This is a genomic window from Okibacterium endophyticum (assembly GCF_054780075.1).
The window spans coordinates 313,301-329,515 of the sequence record NZ_BAAGXA010000007.1; the positions used below are offsets into that span (position 1 = coordinate 313,301).

General features: G+C 65.0%; 17 protein-coding genes. 8 read left to right on the forward strand and 9 right to left on the reverse strand.

The window, feature by feature from the left end; all coding sequences use genetic code 11:
• Positions 1-4 precede the first annotated feature (4 nt).
• Both ACYVF5_RS11340 and ACYVF5_RS11345 read left to right on the forward strand, forming a co-directional pair.
• Positions 5-1,777: a DEAD/DEAH box helicase gene (locus tag ACYVF5_RS11340; protein WP_460946383.1), complete on the forward strand. Its 1,773-nt coding sequence runs from the start codon at positions 5-7 to the stop codon at positions 1,775-1,777.
• 221 nt (positions 1,778-1,998) lie between these two features.
• Complete coding sequence (locus ACYVF5_RS11345) at positions 1,999-2,526, forward strand: hypothetical protein (protein WP_460946385.1); 528 nt, start codon at positions 1,999-2,001, stop codon at positions 2,524-2,526.
• Between the two features lie 203 nt (positions 2,527-2,729).
• On the opposite strand, the gene ACYVF5_RS11350 is transcribed toward ACYVF5_RS11345, so the two are convergent.
• Positions 2,730-3,755, reverse strand: a complete 1,026-nt coding sequence (locus ACYVF5_RS11350; protein WP_460946387.1) for a PHP domain-containing protein — start codon at positions 3,753-3,755, stop codon at positions 2,730-2,732.
• A 204-nt stretch (positions 3,756-3,959) separates the two neighbouring features.
• Positions 3,960-4,619 (reverse strand): nitroreductase/quinone reductase family protein, encoded by a 660-nt coding sequence (locus ACYVF5_RS11355; RefSeq protein ID WP_460946642.1) that lies wholly within the window; start codon positions 4,617-4,619, stop codon positions 3,960-3,962.
• A 134-nt stretch (positions 4,620-4,753) separates the two neighbouring features.
• Between ACYVF5_RS11355 and ACYVF5_RS11360 the strand changes: the two genes are divergently transcribed.
• The 3 genes from ACYVF5_RS11360 to ACYVF5_RS11370 are packed head-to-tail and all read left to right on the forward strand — an operon-like array spanning position 4,754 to position 7,159.
• Positions 4,754-5,347: a DUF2306 domain-containing protein gene (locus ACYVF5_RS11360; protein ID WP_460946389.1), complete on the forward strand. Its 594-nt coding sequence runs from the start codon at positions 4,754-4,756 to the stop codon at positions 5,345-5,347.
• A 16-nt stretch (positions 5,348-5,363) separates the two neighbouring features.
• Positions 5,364-6,497, forward strand: coding sequence for a sensor histidine kinase (locus ACYVF5_RS11365; RefSeq protein ID WP_460946644.1), 1,134 nt, complete (start codon positions 5,364-5,366; stop codon positions 6,495-6,497).
• Positions 6,494-7,159, forward strand: a complete 666-nt coding sequence (locus ACYVF5_RS11370; RefSeq protein ID WP_460946391.1) for a response regulator — start codon at positions 6,494-6,496, stop codon at positions 7,157-7,159. Before ACYVF5_RS11365 ends, ACYVF5_RS11370 begins: the two co-directional genes overlap by 4 nt.
• Positions 7,160-7,281: 122 nt before the next feature.
• Here the strand turns inward: ACYVF5_RS11370 and ACYVF5_RS11375 are convergent, their stop codons facing one another.
• The 5 genes from ACYVF5_RS11375 to fdhA form a co-directional block, all read right to left on the reverse strand.
• The gene (locus ACYVF5_RS11375) at positions 7,282-8,535 is read right to left on the reverse strand and encodes an RNA polymerase sigma factor (protein ID WP_460946393.1); all 1,254 of its coding nucleotides are present in this window, start codon (positions 8,533-8,535) and stop codon (positions 7,282-7,284) included.
• A gap of 6 nt (positions 8,536-8,541) precedes the next feature.
• Positions 8,542-8,961, reverse strand: a complete 420-nt coding sequence (locus tag ACYVF5_RS11380; protein ID WP_460946395.1) for a YciI family protein — start codon at positions 8,959-8,961, stop codon at positions 8,542-8,544.
• A gap of 174 nt (positions 8,962-9,135) precedes the next feature.
• Positions 9,136-9,573, reverse strand: a complete 438-nt coding sequence (locus tag ACYVF5_RS11385) for a VOC family protein (RefSeq protein WP_460946397.1) — start codon at positions 9,571-9,573, stop codon at positions 9,136-9,138.
• A gap of 99 nt (positions 9,574-9,672) precedes the next feature.
• Entirely contained in the window at positions 9,673-10,614 is a 942-nt protein-coding gene (locus tag ACYVF5_RS11390; RefSeq protein ID WP_460946399.1) for a pseudouridine synthase, read from the reverse strand.
• An 84-nt stretch (positions 10,615-10,698) separates the two neighbouring features.
• Entirely contained in the window at positions 10,699-11,919 is a 1,221-nt protein-coding gene (gene fdhA / locus ACYVF5_RS11395) for a formaldehyde dehydrogenase, glutathione-independent (protein ID WP_460946401.1), read from the reverse strand.
• A 322-nt stretch (positions 11,920-12,241) separates the two neighbouring features.
• Between fdhA and ACYVF5_RS11400 the strand changes: the two genes are divergently transcribed.
• Genes ACYVF5_RS11400 through ACYVF5_RS11410 form a run of 3 tightly spaced genes read left to right on the forward strand, consistent with a single transcriptional unit; the run spans position 12,242 to position 14,557 of the window.
• The gene (locus ACYVF5_RS11400) at positions 12,242-12,757 is read left to right on the forward strand and encodes a hypothetical protein (protein WP_460946403.1); all 516 of its coding nucleotides are present in this window, start codon (positions 12,242-12,244) and stop codon (positions 12,755-12,757) included.
• A 52-nt stretch (positions 12,758-12,809) separates the two neighbouring features.
• Positions 12,810-14,369: an endo-1,4-beta-xylanase gene (locus ACYVF5_RS11405; RefSeq protein WP_460946405.1), complete on the forward strand. Its 1,560-nt coding sequence runs from the start codon at positions 12,810-12,812 to the stop codon at positions 14,367-14,369.
• Complete coding sequence (locus ACYVF5_RS11410) at positions 14,366-14,557, forward strand: hypothetical protein (RefSeq protein ID WP_460946407.1); 192 nt, start codon at positions 14,366-14,368, stop codon at positions 14,555-14,557. Before ACYVF5_RS11405 ends, ACYVF5_RS11410 begins: the two co-directional genes overlap by 4 nt.
• A 1-nt stretch (position 14,558) precedes the next feature.
• On the opposite strand, the gene ACYVF5_RS11415 is transcribed toward ACYVF5_RS11410, so the two are convergent.
• Both ACYVF5_RS11415 and ACYVF5_RS11420 read right to left on the reverse strand, forming a co-directional pair.
• Positions 14,559-15,068, reverse strand: a complete 510-nt coding sequence (locus ACYVF5_RS11415) for an EXPERA domain-containing protein (protein ID WP_460946409.1) — start codon at positions 15,066-15,068, stop codon at positions 14,559-14,561.
• A gap of 110 nt (positions 15,069-15,178) precedes the next feature.
• The gene (locus ACYVF5_RS11420; protein WP_460946411.1) at positions 15,179-16,111 is read right to left on the reverse strand and encodes an alpha/beta hydrolase; all 933 of its coding nucleotides are present in this window, start codon (positions 16,109-16,111) and stop codon (positions 15,179-15,181) included.
• Positions 16,112-16,215 lie beyond the last annotated feature (104 nt).

Consider the following 16,215-nt stretch of genomic DNA (forward strand, 5'->3'; position numbering starts at 1 on the left):
GGGTATGACTTCCCCAGACACATCCACGCGCAGCGACGCAGACACCACCGCAGCGGGCCAGACCTTCACCGACCTCGGCCTGGGTGATGCAGTGCTCAAAGCGCTCAAAGATGTCGGGTATGAGACGCCATCGGCCATCCAGGCCGCGACGATTCCCCCTCTTCTCAAAGGCCGCGACGTCGTCGGTCTCGCGCAGACCGGCACCGGCAAGACCGCGGCGTTCGCCCTGCCGATCCTGTCGCGTCTCGACATGGCGCAGAAGACTCCCCAGGCCCTCGTGCTCGCCCCGACACGCGAACTCGCGTTGCAGGTGTGCGAGGCGTTCGAGAGGTATGCCTCACATCTGAAGGGCGTGCGTGTGCTTCCGGTCTACGGAGGCCAGGGATACGGCATCCAGCTCTCCGCGCTTCGGCGCGGCGTCCATGTGGTCGTCGGCACTCCGGGGCGCATCATGGATCATCTCGACAAGGGAACCCTCGACCTGTCCGAACTGAAGTATCTGGTGCTCGACGAGGCAGACGAGATGCTCAAGATGGGTTTCGCAGAGGACGTGGAGACGATCCTCGCCGACACCCCCGACGACAAGCAGGTCGCCCTGTTCTCGGCCACGATGCCCGCGCCGATTCGCCGGATCTCAACGAAGTATCTGCACGATCCAGAAGAGATCACCGTCAAGAACAAGACGACGACCTCTGTGAACACCACCCAGCGTTACCTCGTGGTGTCGTACCCGCAGAAAGTGGATGCTCTCACGCGCATTCTCGAGGTCGAGAACTTCGAGGGCATGATCGTCTTCACCCGCACCAAGAACGAGACGGAGACACTCGCCGAAAAGCTGCGCGCCCGCGGATACTCGGCTGCCGCGATCAACGGCGACGTCGCTCAGGTGCAGCGCGAGCGCACGGTGAACCAGCTGAAGTCGGGCAAACTCGACATCCTCGTCGCCACAGACGTCGCTGCACGGGGCCTCGACGTCGAGCGGATCAGCCACGTCGTCAACTACGACATCCCCATCGACACCGAGTCCTACGTACACCGCATCGGGCGCACGGGCCGGGCCGGGCGCAGCGGCACGGCCATCAGCTTCGTCACCCCGCGAGAGCGTCGACTGCTCACATCGATCGAGAAGGCGACGCGGCAGCCTCTCACGCAGATGCACCTGCCCACGGCCGAAGACGTGAACGCGACACGTCTCGCCCGCTTCGACGACGCCATCACCGCGGCACTCGGCCAGACCGAGCGGATCGAGAGCTTTCGCGACATCATCGGGCACTACGTCACTCACCACGACGTTCCAGAGGCCGACGTCGCAGCAGCGCTCGCCGTCGTCGCACAGGGCGAGACCCCACTGCTGCTGTCGCCTGAAGAAGAGCGCAAGCAACGCCAAGACCGCGAACGCGAAGAGCGCGGAGCCCGCAGCACGAGCAACGACCGCGACGGCCGGCGTGACCGCGGCGAACGCCGAGACCGACCCGAACGCGGTAGTCGTAGCGAACGCCCCGAGCGCCGCAGTCGCCCGAGCAGCGGGTCGATGGCGTCGTACCGGATCGCGGTCGGTCGGCGTCAGAAGGTGGAGCCGCGTCAGATCGTCGGCGCTCTCGCAAACGAAGGCGGGCTGAGCAGGCAGGATTTCGGCGCCATCGACATCCGCCCGGACTTCTCACTCGTCGAGCTGCCCGCCGACCTGCCGAAGGCAGTCTTCTCGAAGCTCGAGAACACGCGCATCGGCGGAAAGCTCATCGAGCTTCGCCCCGATCGCGGCGGTCGGCCCGCGTAGAGCGAGGCATGCGGCCGGCAGCTGCGGCTCGGCTCGCGCCGATCCGTTATGTTCGCGCCGTGAATGGCGCTTCGGCACTTCGGCATTTCGGGGCTCTGGGGCTTCGGCGCTCTGGCGCTTCGCAACGATGAATGCCAGCATGGAGGGATAGATACGGGTCGGCGCCGCGCGCCCCCTGCAGACGAAATCCTCAACCACGACACGAGCAACGGAAGGCGTGTATGTCACCGAAACAGGCGCTCTGGCTGGGGATCGGCTTCACAGCGATCGGCGTGGCGTTGCCCATGGTTCTCACACAGCTGTTCACCGCCTGGCAGCAGGCGAGCGAAGCGAACGACGTGTTGTGGCTCATCACGTTCGTGCTGAGCCGGCTCCCGATGCTCGGACTCGCATTCGTTGTGTTCTCACTGGTGGGCTTCGTCCTGGAGGCACATCACGTCTCGGTGCGCGAATCGGGCGGTTCCGCATCGCCTGGCCCGTTCGGGCGACTGACCGCTCGCATCGTTCTGATCACCGCAATCGTTCTGATCGTGGTTGGCTTCGGACTGGAGACGTCACAGCACAACCTGATCAGCGGCGTTCAGCCGAACGTGGGCCTCGCCGGTGACATCACCTTGGTCGTCGTCCCGATCATCTCCATGGTGGCACTCCCTCTGGGACTGCTCCTCCTCCCCTGCTCCTGGCTGCTCTCCACAATCGAGACGTCCCCGGCCGAGCGACGAGAGACCGTCGACGCACGGCCGGAGTGATTCCGGAAGCATCGGTGACGCTGCCGCTTTGAGAGCGAAGGGGTTCGTGCCCGCGGCGCCCGGTGTATACGGGCGAGCGCGCGGGCGACGCTCGTCGGGAACGGCAATGCTGGTGTCGGCGAGACCTCCGACATCAACGACGCCGACGACGAGCAGACAACGCGACGGATGTCGTCTCAGCGTCGTCATCACGAGCGTTCAGCTCAGGCACCCGCCCATGCCAGCAGGCGGTCGACCGGCCAGGTCGTCACGATACGGTCGACGGGCACACCGTTTCGCTCGGCACGCTCGGCGCCCAGGCTCACGAAGTCGAGGTGGCCGGGAGCGTGGGCGTCGCTGTCGATGCTGAACAGGCATCCGGCGTCGAGCGCTCGACGGATCAGCTCGTCGGGCGGGTCCTCCCGTTCGGGTCGTGAGTTGATCTCCACGGCGACGTTGTTCGCGGCGCAGGCTGCGAAGACGCGTTGGGCGTCGAAGGCCGACTGCGGGCGTGTGCCGCGCGACCCCCTGACGAGGCGACCGGTGCAGTGCCCGAGCACGTTGGTGCGGGGGTTCTCGATGCCCCGCAGCATCCGTGTCGTCATGGTCTTCTCATCGGCACGCAGTTTCGAGTGCACGCTCGCGACGACGATGTCGACAGCGCGGAGCATCTCTGACGACTGGTCGAGGCGCCCGCTCTCGAGAATGTCGACTTCGATGCCGGAGAGAAGCCGAAAGTCGTTGTGCAGCTCATCGATCTGCGCGACGACGTCGAGCTGCTCCATAAGCCGCTCCGTGCTCAGCCCGTTCGCGATCGTCAGGGTCGGCGAATGATCGGTCAGCGCGATGTATTCACGGCCGAGCCAGCGAGCGGCATCCACCATCCGGTCGATGGGCGTTGTGCCGTCCGTCCACTCGCTGTGGGTGTGCAGGTCGCCGCGGATCGCCGACACGACGTCGTCTGGCTCACCGCTCCTCCGCTCGCCGAGCAGCGGCTCGGCGCGATCGCGCAGCTTCTGCAGGTACACCGGCACACCGCCCGCGACGGCTTCGCTGATCACGTGGAAGGTCGTGTCGCCGATACCTGGAGCTCGGCGAAGGCGACCGTCGTCGAGCTGTTCGGCGAGATCGTCGGCCGACAGGCCGTCGATCACACCGGCTGCTCGACGGAACGCCTTGACCTTGAACGACGGCGCCAGCTCTCGCTCGAGGCGAAACGCGATTTCATTGAGAGCGTCGATGGGTTCCATGCCCCCATCCTGCCCACGTTGCGCGGATTCCACCCGCATTCGCTCCGAGTGCAGACAGCGGCTTCCACTCGCAGCACTCGTCTACTCGCCCGTGTAGGAACCGAGAATCCCACGCAACGCGCTACACCTTTTGCGACGCGCGCCCCGAGATAGGGTGGCGCGCCACAAAACGAGTGGCGCTCGAGTTCTCACCCGCCGAAGGTTTCAGTCCCGCGGCTCAAGGACGACAAGGGGCCGCTCGCGGTCACGGGTGTGGCTGAACGCGTTGATGTCTCCCCAGCCGGCAAACTCCGAAAACCGGGACCAGAGGCGTTCACGCTCAGCACCGGCCGCGGCCCTGCCGCGCACCGAGCGGGTTTGCCGGCCAGGCAGGTCCACGTGGGCGTCTGGATTCGCCCGCAGGTTGAGCCACCATGCCGGGTCGGACTCGTCCCAGCCGTTCATGGCGAGGGTGACGAGATCGTCGCCGTCTTCGAAGTAGGCGAGGATGACCGTTCGCACCACGCCGGAACGACGTCCGACGGTATGGAGTCTCATCATGCCGGCTGTACCACCACGCTGTGGCGCGCGAAGGCCGAACCTGCCGCCGCTCAGACGATAGAGGGCGCGGTGTCCCCACCAGAAACTCCTGATGAACCATCGCGGCGGAAGACGAGGAGGCGAGCCGACGGGTTCAGAATCAACAGGCACAACACACAGCCTTTCTCCGCACAACGAGCGGGATTGGGAACGACGTTCACAGCGTAGAGAGAAAAACCCCGAGCCGTATCGGCCGAAAGGCTGAGAAAAGTGCGGCCCGAAAGCCGATGCCCCTGAGCCAGCTCCCCCGCGACAATTCAGGCATGGCGACAATCCCACAACCATCCGCCCCACAACCGCCTGGCCCGCGAGCGTCAGCCCCGCTGCCTGGCCCGCGAGCACCTGGCAGACGTCATTGGCTTGTGCCAACCGGCCTGATACTGCTGAGTGTCGTTCCCCTGATCGCTGGTGCTTTCCGCGTGACAGAGCTCACCGTCGGGGCGCCGGTCACCGAGGCGAACGAACGGTTCTTCGTCTCCCCCGTTCCGGTTCTCGTTCACGTCATCGCAGCGAGTGTGTACTGCGTTCTCGGCGCACTGCAGTTCGTCCCCTCGCTGAGGCTCCGCTCCCGCTGGCACCGGGCATCCGGCCGCCTGCTGGCTCCGCTCGGCCTGCTCGCAGCGCTGTCAGGGGTGTGGATGACCCTCTTCTACAGCCACCCGGACGGCCCCAACCCGCTTCTCTCTGCACTGAGACTCTTCTTCGGATCGGCAATGGCTCTCAGCATCGCACTCGGAGTGCTCGCCGTCGTGCGTCGCCGCATCCACCAGCACGGTGCGTGGATGACGCGTGCATACGCGATCGGATTGGGAGCGGGCACCCAGGTGTTCACCTTCTCGTTCTGGACACTCGTGTTCGGAACTCCGGACGCGATGGCTGTCGCCCTCCTGCACGGCGCCGGATGGCTCATCAACCTTGCCGTCGCGGAGTACGTGATCGTGCGACGCTCCGCACGCATCCGTGGAGCACGTCGAACGCCCGCTCACTCGGGCGAGGCGAATGCGCTCGTATGATGAGGATGTGATCGCCATGCTGCGCTCGATGTGGCGGGCTCCGGCCGCGTCTCCCTCCCCGCCACGACGTGTGTGGCGCGACTACGCGCTCCTCGCGCTCATTCCGGTGTTTGCCGTGCTCGAGGCCCTCCTGCGGCAAGACGTGAACCGGATGCCATTCCTGGCGGCCGTCGCCGTCGTCATCCTGCTCGTGCCCACGCTCCTCTGGCGCCGCACGATGCCGCTCACCATGCTCGTGGTCGCTGTGGCCGCACTCGGCATCGTTTCGCTCTTCGCAGGGAACGACGATCAGCCGATCGCCTCGGCGTTCGTCATGATCCTTCTGTATGCCGTCGCACGGTGGGGATCGGGGCGTTCGGTCATCCTGGGATTCTCGGTTGTGCTCGCCCACCTCTGGCTGACCGTGCTCCTCGGTCGCACGGTTCTCGCTGATGTCGTCGGATCGATAGTGGTCATACTCCTGATCGCATTGCTCGGTCTTGCCTTCAGATTCCGCGCGAGCGCCAGGCTGGATGCGCTCGAACGTGCCCGTCTGCTCGAGCGTGAGAGCCTGGCACGCGATCTGCACGACACGGTGGCCCACCACGTCTCGGCGATCGCCGTCAGAGCGCAGGCAGGCCTCGCCACCTCGCAGACGCATCCGGCCGCAGCGGCAGACGCCCTTCGGGTCATCGAGGCAGAGGCGTCACGTGCTCTGGACGAGATGCGCACAATCGTTCGGGTGCTGCGGCTAGACGCGACTGCGGGCGCGACGCCGGCTCCGGGTGTGGCCCAACTCGCCCGACTCGGTGACGACGATCAGGGCGGTCCTCACGTCGACGTTCGGCTCAAGGGCGACATCGGCGGTCTCGTGCCGGGTCTGGCGACCACCGTCTACCGACTCGCTCAGGAGTCGGTCACGAATGCCAGGCGACACGCTCGTAACGCCACCCGCATAGAGGTTGTGGTCCAGGCCGACGAGACGACGGTCTCACTGACCGTGACCGACGACGGTGAGCATGCCGGGGCAGGCATCGCGACGACAGGATACGGAATACCCGGGATGATCGAACGGGCTGCGCTCCTCGGCGGCAGCTGCACGGCGGGTCGCACACCCCACCGCGGCTGGGTCGTCACCGCCGTGTTGCCGAGACAGGGAGCGTCCGCATGAGCATTCGCGTTCTCATCGCCGACGACCAGGAGGTTGTGCGCACGGGACTGACGATGATCCTCAACACCCACCCCGACATCGACGTCGTCGGCGAGGCGGCCGACGGCCGTCGTGCCGTCGAACTCGCACGTCGGCTGCGCCCCGATGTCTGCCTGTTCGACATCCGGATGCCGATGATGGATGGAATCGAGGCGGCGCGTGCCCTGGCCGGCCCTGGCGTCGACGATCCTCTGGCCGTTGTGATGATCACAACCTTTGACGATGACACGTATGTCTTCGCAGCGCTGCAGGCGGGCGCCAAGGGGTTTCTGCTCAAAGACGCGGGCTCCGAACTCCTCGCCCAGGCGGTGAGAGCCGCGGCGAACGGCGACGCACTCATCGCACCCAGCGTGACGGTCCGACTGCTCGAGGCGTTCGCGGCATCCTCGCCGGGCAGACGACCGCCTGAACCCGCTGAACCGCTCAGCGCGCGCGAAGAACAGGTGCTCGCGACCGTGGCGCGTGGTCGGAGCAACAACGAGATCGCCCACGAGCTTCACATCACTCTCAGCACCGTCAAGACACACCTGGCGAGCCTGATGCACAAACTCAACGCGAGGAATCGTGTCGAGATCGCGATCTGGGCCTATTCGACGAACCGGATCACCCTCGATCGGGACTGAGGTGAATGCGCAAGATGCCGGCCGAGCGAGACCATCCGTCACGCGCTATCCCATTTGCGGCGCGCTACACGAAATAGGGGCGCGCGTCACAGAATGAGTAGCGCTCGATCTCGTCTGGCATCCTACGGCCGGCCGAGCGCGGCGACCTTGCGCTCGAGCGCCGTGCGTTCTGCGGCATTCCCGCACAGTTCGACAGCCCGCAGAAGCGCTGAACGCGCCTCGTCTGGTCTGCCGAGCCTGGTGAGCATCTCACCACGGACCGACGGGAGCAGATGAGAGCCGGCCAGTTCGCTCGTCGACGCCAGCGCGTCGACGATAGCAAGTCCGTCGGCAGGACCGGATGCCATGGCGACCGCTACCGCGCGATTGAGCTCGACGACGGGAGAAGGCATCAGGCGGCCGAGCGCCTCGTAGAGGATGACTATGCGCTTCCAGTCCGTCTCAGCAACCGAACGCGCCACAGCGTGACACTCCGCGATGGATGCCTGAAGACCGTACGCCCCGAGACCGCGACCTGCCCCCGCCGCTCGCGCCAGCGCCGCGCGTCCACGCTGAATGGCTGATCGATCCCATAGCCGCCGGTCCTGGTCCTCGAGGAGCACCGGGTGTCCCGACGCATCGAGGCGCGCGGGAAACCGCGCCGCCGTGAGTTCCATCAGAGCGAGCAGCCCGAACACCTCGGGCTCAGGTGCGAGCCGCACGAGAACGCGAGCGAGCCGCCGGGCCTCGGCGGCCAGGTCGGCGCGAATCCACTGACCGCCGCCCGATGCAGACGATCCCTCGGTGAAGATGAGGTAGACGACGTGAAGCACCGAACCGAGACGCTCGGCCACCTCGTGCGATGCGGGCACGGCGAACGGCACCTTCGCCGCGGCGAGTGTCTTCTTCGCCCGGGTGATCCGTGCCTGGATCGTCGATACGGGCACGAGGAACGCCTTCGCGATCTCGTCGCTGCTCAGTCCGCCGACCACCCGCAGGGTCACGGCGATCCGTGCCTCTTTCGATAACACGGGGTGGCACGAGATGAACATCAACGCGAGCACGTCGTCGTCGATCGCATCGGGGTCGAACAGCGCGTCAGCCCCCGGAACCTGATCGTCGAGATCACGCGCAAGCACGGCGTATCGCTCGTCGCGCGCTGCTCGCCGGCGGAAGCTGTCAATGGCCCGGCGGCGACCGGTGGTGAGCAGCCATCCGGTCGGCTCGGCGGGCACCCCGCCGACCGACCACGAGACAAGGGCCTCGGCGAGGGCTTCTTGAGCGAGGTCCTCGGCAAACGAGAAGTCACCCGTGTAGCGGGCGAGGGCGCCGACGATGCGTGCGGATTCCATCCGCCACACAGCTTCGACGGCGCCCCGCGCCTCCGTGGTGCTCACCGTCGATCAGAGCTGCCCGGTCTGCTCGCGCCAGGCACGTTCCTTCTGAATCCACTCGTTGTCTTGCGGGAACTCGTCGATCGACGGTACACGGCGGATCTCGGTCTTGCTGCCCTCGGTGTATGGCGCACGCTTGGCCCATTCGACGGCTTCCTGCTTCGATGCGACATCAAGGATGTAGAAGCCGCTGAAGAGCTCCTTGGTCTCTCCGTACGGGCCGTCGGTGATGACGGGAGTGTCGCCGGTGAAATCGACCACAACCCCCTCGCTCGGGTCCTCGAGGCCCTCGGCCGCCAGCAGGACGCCGGCGCGGATCAGCTCGTCGTTGAACCTGCCCATCGCATTCATCAGCTCGGTGAAGTCCGCGTTCTGGAACTTCTCCATCGACTCATCGGTCGCCCGCATGATCAGCATGTACTTGGCCATTGTCTTCTCCTTCGTTCTGAAAGGTCTCTCTTCGACCTTCTCACCCAGAGGTCGAACGGCGCGACGCTAAATCGACAACGAAGCAGAAAAAATTGGGCAAACTGGTGGCGGTGATCGCGGCCGGGACGAGCGCCGTCCCGGGGCTCACGTCCTCTGACCCGGCCCGTGGGGACGTCAGGTCTTCGTCAGTTCCTCGGCGAGCATCACGATGATGCCGCTAGGACCACGGATATACGCAAGTTTGTAGACGTCTTTATAGGTCGCCACGCCACGAAGGGGACGGCATCCGTGCCTCGCGGCTATCTCAAGGGCTTTGTCGATGTCGTCGACTGAGAAGGCGACGCGGTGCATGCCGATCTCGTTGGGGCGAGCGGGCGTCGACTCGATCGCTTTGGGATGGATGTACTCGAAGAGCTCAAGGCGACCGTGACCGTCTGGCGTCTGGAGCATCGCGATCTTGGCGTGGTTGCCATCGAGACCGACGGCAGTGTCGGTCCACTCACCGCTGACGGTGTCACGGCCGACCACCCTGAGACCGAGGTCGGTGAAAAAGGAGATCGTTGCTTCGAGGTCGCGAACGGCGATGCCGACGTTCTCGAGTGAGATGTCCATGCCTTGCATGTTACCGAGCCGGGCCGAGTGAGCCAGGTGGCCGGCCCGGGACGGCCCCGCCTCGATGAGAGAGGCGCGGGTTCGCGCCTCTCTCTGACGTCAGCTCACCGTGCGGGCGATATTCTCCGTGTTCAGGGGAAGACTGCGCACGCTCTCGAAACGGCGCAGACGACCGTCAATGGGGTCTGCGAAAGCCACCTCGCTGGCCAGCAGCTGCAGCGGGCGGTCGAAGTCGTCTACCGAGACATGCCGAACAATCGGGTACAGCGGGTCATCGATGATCGGGATCCCCAGGCCCGTCATGTGCATCCGGAGCTGATGGGTGCGCCCGGTTCTCGGGCTCAAGCGGTAGACGCCGGCGCCAGCGCACTCGGATTCGAGCTCGATGAGAGACTCGGCGTTCACGGGGGCACCCGGAACGATCTCTGCCTGCCATCGACCGCGCGGTTTCACGAGGTGATCTCTGACGGTGACGGGGAGCTCGAGGTCGGGCCGCAGCGGAGCGAGGGCACGATACGTTTTGCTCACGTCGCCGTTCTGGAACATGGACTGATACGCCCCACGCCAGCGCCGTTCCGTCGCCAGCAGCAGAAGACCGGATGTCACGCGGTCGAGGCGGTGCAACGGCGACAGCTGCGGAAGCCCGAGCTGGGCACGCAGGCGAACCACAACGCTCTGTTGCACGTGTCGTCCGCGCGGAATGGTCGAGAGGAACGCGGGTTTGTCGATCACAACGATCCGCTCGTCGCGGTGGACCACGTGGATCTCGCCGGGCACAGGCGTCTCGTCTGCGAGGTCACGATGAAACCAGACGAAGGTATTCGGCTGATACGGGTCTTCGCCGACGACAGGTTCCCCCGACTCGTAGACGACGCGTTCGTCGGCCAGGAATCCGGAAACGTCGACGAAAGGAGGCAAGCGATGGCGCAGCCAGTCGCCCATGGTCGGCCAGGGATGCGGTCTCGACCGATCGCGGTCGGGGGTGCGCAGCCACGCGGCATCCAAACCGTGTCGCTGCGTCAGTGGAGAACGCGGAGGCATGCAGCGATCGTATCCGGCCTTTCTGGGGGCGCTCTCGACGCATCGGCGCCATCACCGTCGTGGCGCCGATGCCCGGCGGTGCGCCTATGCGGCGTCGAGATATCCGTTCGGATTGAGAACGTATTTCTGCGCGGCGCCCGCATCGAACTCCGCATAGCCGCGCGGGGCGTCGTCGAGTGAGATCGCCTTCGCGTTCACATTGTCTGCGATGTGCACCTTGTCGTGCAGGATAGCCATCATCAGACCCCTGTTGTATTTCATCACCGGGCACTGCCCGGTCGTGAACGAGAGGGACTTCGCCCATCCCGTTCCGAGGCTGAGCGACAGGGAGCCCTTCTTGGCCGCCTCGTCGATTCCGCCGGGGTCGCCGGTGACATAGAGCCCGGGAATACCGAGGGCTCCACCTGCAGCCGTGATGTCCATCAGCGAGTTCAGCACCGTCGCCGGCGCCTCCTCACCCGATTTGCCACCGTGTCCCTTTGCCTCGAAGCCCACGGCATCCACAGCGCAGTCGACCTCGGGAACACCGAGGATCTGCTCGATCTGATCAGCGGGGTCGCCCCTGGTGAGGTCGACGGTCTCACACCCGAAGCTGCGAGCCTGTGCCAGTCGGTCTGCATTCATGTCACCCACGATCACAGCGGCCGCGCCCAGCAGCATCGCGCCGGTCGCCGCGGCGAGGCCGACAGGTCCTGCCCCCGCGACGTATACCGTGGAACCCACGCCGACGCCAGCCGTCACCGCACCGTGGAACCCGGTGGGAAAGATGTCGGAGAGCATCGTGAGATCCATGATCTTCTCGAGCGCCTGGTCGCGATCGGGGAACACGAGCAGGTTCCAGTCCGCGTAGGGCACCAGAACATACTCCGCCTGTCCCCCGACCCAGCCGCCCATGTCGACGTATCCGTACGCACTGCCGGGGCGGTCGGGGTTGACGTTCAGGCAGATTCCCGTCTTGCGCTCCTTGCAGTTCCGGCACCGACCGCACGCGATGTTGAATGGCACCGAGACGACGTCACCCACTTTGACGAACTCGACGTCCGGGCCGATTTCGACGACCTCCCCGGTGATCTCATGGCCGAGCACCAGATCGGTGGGCGCCGTTGTGCGACCGCGCACCATGTGCTGGTCGGAGCCGCAGATATTGGTGGCGACTGTTTTGAGGATTGCTCCGTGGGGAACCTTTCGCCCCACATTGGCCGGGTTCACACCCGGCCCGTCTTGCAGTTCGAAGGTGGGATAGTCGATGTCGATGACCTCGACCTTCCCCGGTCCTTTATAGGCGACAGCTTTGTTACCTGACACGTGATCCTCCTCGATCCGAGAACGCCGTACGTGAGCGTTCCATGTCTCTCCCACCATACGCTCCGTCGCATCCACTCGACCAGAGAGGTGTCCGTTTGACCGGCCGGCGTCAACAAAGGTCTTCGCCTCCCGCGCGACGTCCGACATCCCTCTGGGTATGCCCGCAACCTGAGGGCGCTATTGTCTGCGTATGTCGGTCTCGTCATCTGATCTCCCCCAGGGGAACATCGTCCATCTCCTTCAGGAATGGGGTGAACCCGCACCTCCCCGGGATCTTCGGATCGGGAGAGGAATGAGCCCGGGGTCGACGACGGTATGTGCTGTGCTGCTTTCTGCCGCGAGCGTGCTCTCGGGCTGGCTGGTGCTGATCCTCTGGACCATGGACTCACCGGGGTGGTGGTTCTCTCTGCTCTTCACCGTGCTGCTCGTTCTCGTTGTCGCAGGTTTCTGGGCAGTATATTCCGATGCCGTTCGCAGCGGCCGCGAACGAGCTCGTGCACAGGCGCGCTGGCTCGAATCCTCGAACAGTGTTCGATCGGTCCCCGGAGTGATCATGGCGCGCGACGTGGCCACGCTCGAAGACGGCCGCGTCCACAGGTTCGCAGTGACCGTCGCGCTCTCCCCCGACGTTCGCGTCAGCGGGCTCTGGCACTCACGAGCCTCGGACTCCGAGCCCATTCTGCAATCGCAGGTGCCCGGGGTGGGCGCGGCCGCCCGGTTCTGGCACGTTCCCGGCTCCCCGGCCGACTGGCCTTTCGTGATCGAGACGGTCGATCCGACCGTCGTCGTCCGCACCCCTCGCGAGGACGATCCTCATGGCGACGTCTGGAGCGGTTGAGTGGCCCCGATCCACCGGCGGTACGGCATCCAATCTGAAAGGCGGTAACGAGATGCGACGCATTCCGGCCACCGCCGTCACCGCCATCGCCGTCTCCGCCCTCGCGGTGAGCGCGTGCTCCTCGGTGACACCGTCCCCATCCGAGGTGACAGAGAGCATGCGACCGATAGTGCGCGGCGACTCCCCCGTCGCCCTCGCCAGTCATCAGCAGGAGACAGTGGTGTGGCCGATCTGGGGTGGCGCGTTCGTTCCCGACGAACCCGTCACGATCAGCGGGCGGTTCGAACCGGACGGCGACGGCTCGAGCGGCATCGTGATCGCCGGCCCCGGTGACCCGAAGGAGCGGCTCGCCGTCGAGATCCTGGCCTCAGCCGGACAGTGGATCGCGCGCGAGACGACGGGGGGCGAGATCACTCAGGAGAAGCCGGTCGATGGCGACACGAGCGATGTGCTCACGGTGGACGTCTTGGACGAGGAGATCACGATCGTCTCCGGCGAGGCGCAGAGCACAACTCTCGATCTGTCGGCCCCGCTCGCGGCGGAGGGAGAAGCCGCAGGCCTCTATGCATACCTCGAACCCGGCACGACGCTGGGACTTCTCGAGCTGGAATCGTCACAGCCGCTGCCCGCGCATCCGGAGCTCGGCACGGCACTCCGTGAGCTCGCCGACGGGCGGGGAGTCGAGTTCGGCAGCGCGCTGGACATCTGGCCTCCGCTTCACGACATCGGTTTCGAATCGCTGCTCGGCGAGCAGTTCAATGCGGCCACACCCACGGAGTTCTACTGGACGACGACCCGCGGTGAGGATTCCGGCTACTTCTTCGTTCCCGCTGACCTCAGCGTGAACTACGCCACGGTGCACGACCAGGCGATCACGGGGATGTTCCTCGTCTGGGACTTCGAGCTGCCCCAGTGGGTGCTCGACATCGCCGAGACCGGTGATGCGGATCAACTCGGTGAGGTGTACGACGAGCACATCACGACCCTCGCCACCCGGTACGCGGATGCCGTCGACACCTGGGTTGTTGTGAACGAGGCGATTTGGGGCCCGGACGAGACGGGTGGCACGGGAGCGGCGTTCGCCGAGACGGTGTGGCTCGACGTTCTCGGCGAGGAGCACATCGAAAGGGCTTTCCGCACGGCGAGGGCTGCCGATCCTGACGCCGAGCTGATGTACAACGAGACCGGGGCGGAGGAGCTCGGCGCGAAGTCGGATTTTCTCTATGACACCGTCGCGGGCTTCGTCGAACGTGGCGTGCCGATCGACACCGTCGGTCTGCAGTTCCACGTCGAGGCCGCGAACCCGCCCGACCTGAAGAGCGTGCAGCAGAACATGCAGCGTTTCGCAGACCTCGGCCTCGGCATCCGCATCACCGAGCTCGATGTGACGATCGAGGGCACGTCAGAGGAGCAGCTCGACCTGCAGGCTCAGCTCTACGCCGACATCGTGGACCTGTGCCTCGAGGTCGCCGCGTGTGCCGGCACAACGGTGTTCGGGTTCAGCGACCGTCACTCGTGGGATGAACTCGGCGAGGCATCCCCGCTGCTCTTCACCGAGGACAACGAACCGAAGCCCGCCTTCCGGGCGGTGCAGGAGGCACTGGCGGAATGACAGGCGCACGACCGCTCCGTCTCACCGTCTGGAACGAGGACGTCCGTGAGATCAGGCTCGATCCCCACGCCTCTGCGACCCGCTCGCGCACCTCTGGGATGATCTGCTCGGCGAAGCGCGCAATCCAGGTCAGGGGCCGCCTGTTGTGGAGCGAGGGCTGGTACCAGCGATCGGAGCTCGGGCGTTGAATCAGAACGTGCGCTGAAACGGCAGCGGCTTGCGCATGCGGATGAGCAGCAACAGGGGCACAAGCACGTACGGCAGATTGAAGGCCAGGAACTTGGCGGGGTTCTGCGTCTGGAACTCCGGTTCGCCGAAGAACTCGACGCCGAACACCACGATTCCGGTGAGGGTCACGATCATCGTGGCGTAGATCACCGCGGGCAGCTGGATCCAGTTGCGACCGCGGATCAGGGCATAGACGAGAAAGAAGTAGAAGGGCATGTAGACGAAGGCCGAGAGCCCCGTCACGATGCGCATCCATACCGGCGGATGCATAAAAAGCGGGTCAGCGTCGCTCGCGTACCAGTGATTCGAGTTCACAAAGAAGTTCGAGCTGGGCTCGCTGAAGTCCACGCCGACCGTCGGCAGCAGGTCGCTGATGATCGAGGTGATGATGAAGATCGAGAAGAAGACGGCGAAGACGATGTCGATCGGCCGCTGCCTCAGGGGCAGGTTCGAGGTAGGTGCTTCACTCACGGTCACGACCCTATTGTGCACCGACGCGCTGCCGTCGCAGCCTGTGCGAGGCGTCCGGCAGCTCAACGTGAATGATGCGAAGACACGTTATTGCGGGTGCGGGGAGTAGATCAGCACGAAGACACCGGTGTGGCGCTGCTGAGGTGCTGCCGGAACCATTGCACCGCTTCTTCGGCGCTCATCTGGAAATTATCGCCGGTGTACGCGTCGAAATGCCCTCCCGGGATCATTCGGAGCCTCTTGGGCTCAGTAGCTCGCTCGTACGCTTGAAGTGCCAGCGTCGTATCTGCAAGCCGGTCCTTCTCTGCCACAACGAGCAGCAGAGGGGTGGGGGTGAGTAGCCGAACGAAGTCTCCTGGGGCGTAGCCACGGAACATCTCGAGTGATCGAAGAGTCAGTTCGTTGCGCCATCCCGGAGCTCGTTCTGCTGCTGTCGTCGTAAACCACTGATAGGAGTCAGGAGTGGGAAGCCCAGAGGGGGCGAGCGGGTCAGCATCGACGACCGGAATGACCATCGGAGGCTCACCATTGGCCTGCTGCAGGCGGTCAAACGCAAAAAGCTCCTCGGTGGCCGCCCAATTGTCGATCCTGACGGTTTGGCTGAAACTGATGGAACCGTCGATCGCGGGCACCTGTGCGGCGACAGCCCGGATCCGTTTGTCGGTCGCGCCGGCCACAATGGCGTTGCCGCCGCCGTAGCTTGAACCCCATACGCCGATTCGACTCGGGTCAACCCCTTCCATGCGCTGCAAGTGAGTAATTGCGTCGCTGATGCCACGCACCTGGAGCCAAGGATCGACCTGCTGTCGCGGCTGTCCAGGAATCGCGTCGCTATCACCAAACCCCGGGTGATCGTAGACGACGCACGCGAACCCTGCCTCAGCGAAAACCTCCGCATAGGCATCAAGGTACATCTCTTTCACCCCAGTGAATCCGTGTTGGAGCACGATTCCTGGCGCCGCTACATCCGGGGTATTCGAGGGGTAGAACCACCCTCTGAGCGTCGCGCCCTGAGAGGGAAACTCAATATCTTGACGCAGCATCTTTCACTCCACACGTTGTGTCGAACTAACGCTTCGACGCTATCCCGGTCGACAAGAGCTCCGGTAGCGTTGCGCGACACGTGAGTGAAGAAATGCGACACCTT

Coding starts and splice junctions, on each gene's coding strand:
- ACYVF5_RS11405 (WP_460946405.1), top strand. CDS start 12,810: ATGCGACGCATTCCGGCCACCGCCGTCACCGCCATCGCCGTCTCCGCC.
- ACYVF5_RS11345 (WP_460946385.1), top strand. CDS start 1,999: ATGTCACCGAAACAGGCGCTCTGGCTGGGGATCGGCTTCACAGCGATC.
- ACYVF5_RS11355 (WP_460946642.1), bottom strand. CDS start 4,619: ATGGTTGTGGGATTGTCGCCATGCCTGAATTGTCGCGGGGGAGCTGGC.
- ACYVF5_RS11370 (WP_460946391.1), top strand. CDS start 6,494: ATGAGCATTCGCGTTCTCATCGCCGACGACCAGGAGGTTGTGCGCACG.
- ACYVF5_RS11365 (WP_460946644.1), top strand. CDS start 5,364: ATGCTGCGCTCGATGTGGCGGGCTCCGGCCGCGTCTCCCTCCCCGCCA.
- ACYVF5_RS11385 (WP_460946397.1), bottom strand. CDS start 9,573: ATGGACATCTCACTCGAGAACGTCGGCATCGCCGTTCGCGACCTCGAA.
- ACYVF5_RS11340 (WP_460946383.1), top strand. CDS start 5: ATGACTTCCCCAGACACATCCACGCGCAGCGACGCAGACACCACCGCA.
- ACYVF5_RS11390 (WP_460946399.1), bottom strand. CDS start 10,614: ATGCCTCCGCGTTCTCCACTGACGCAGCGACACGGTTTGGATGCCGCG.
- ACYVF5_RS11350 (WP_460946387.1), bottom strand. CDS start 3,755: ATGGAACCCATCGACGCTCTCAATGAAATCGCGTTTCGCCTCGAGCGA.
- ACYVF5_RS11410 (WP_460946407.1), top strand. CDS start 14,366: ATGACAGGCGCACGACCGCTCCGTCTCACCGTCTGGAACGAGGACGTC.
- ACYVF5_RS11420 (WP_460946411.1), bottom strand. CDS start 16,111: ATGCTGCGTCAAGATATTGAGTTTCCCTCTCAGGGCGCGACGCTCAGA.
- ACYVF5_RS11380 (WP_460946395.1), bottom strand. CDS start 8,961: ATGGCCAAGTACATGCTGATCATGCGGGCGACCGATGAGTCGATGGAG.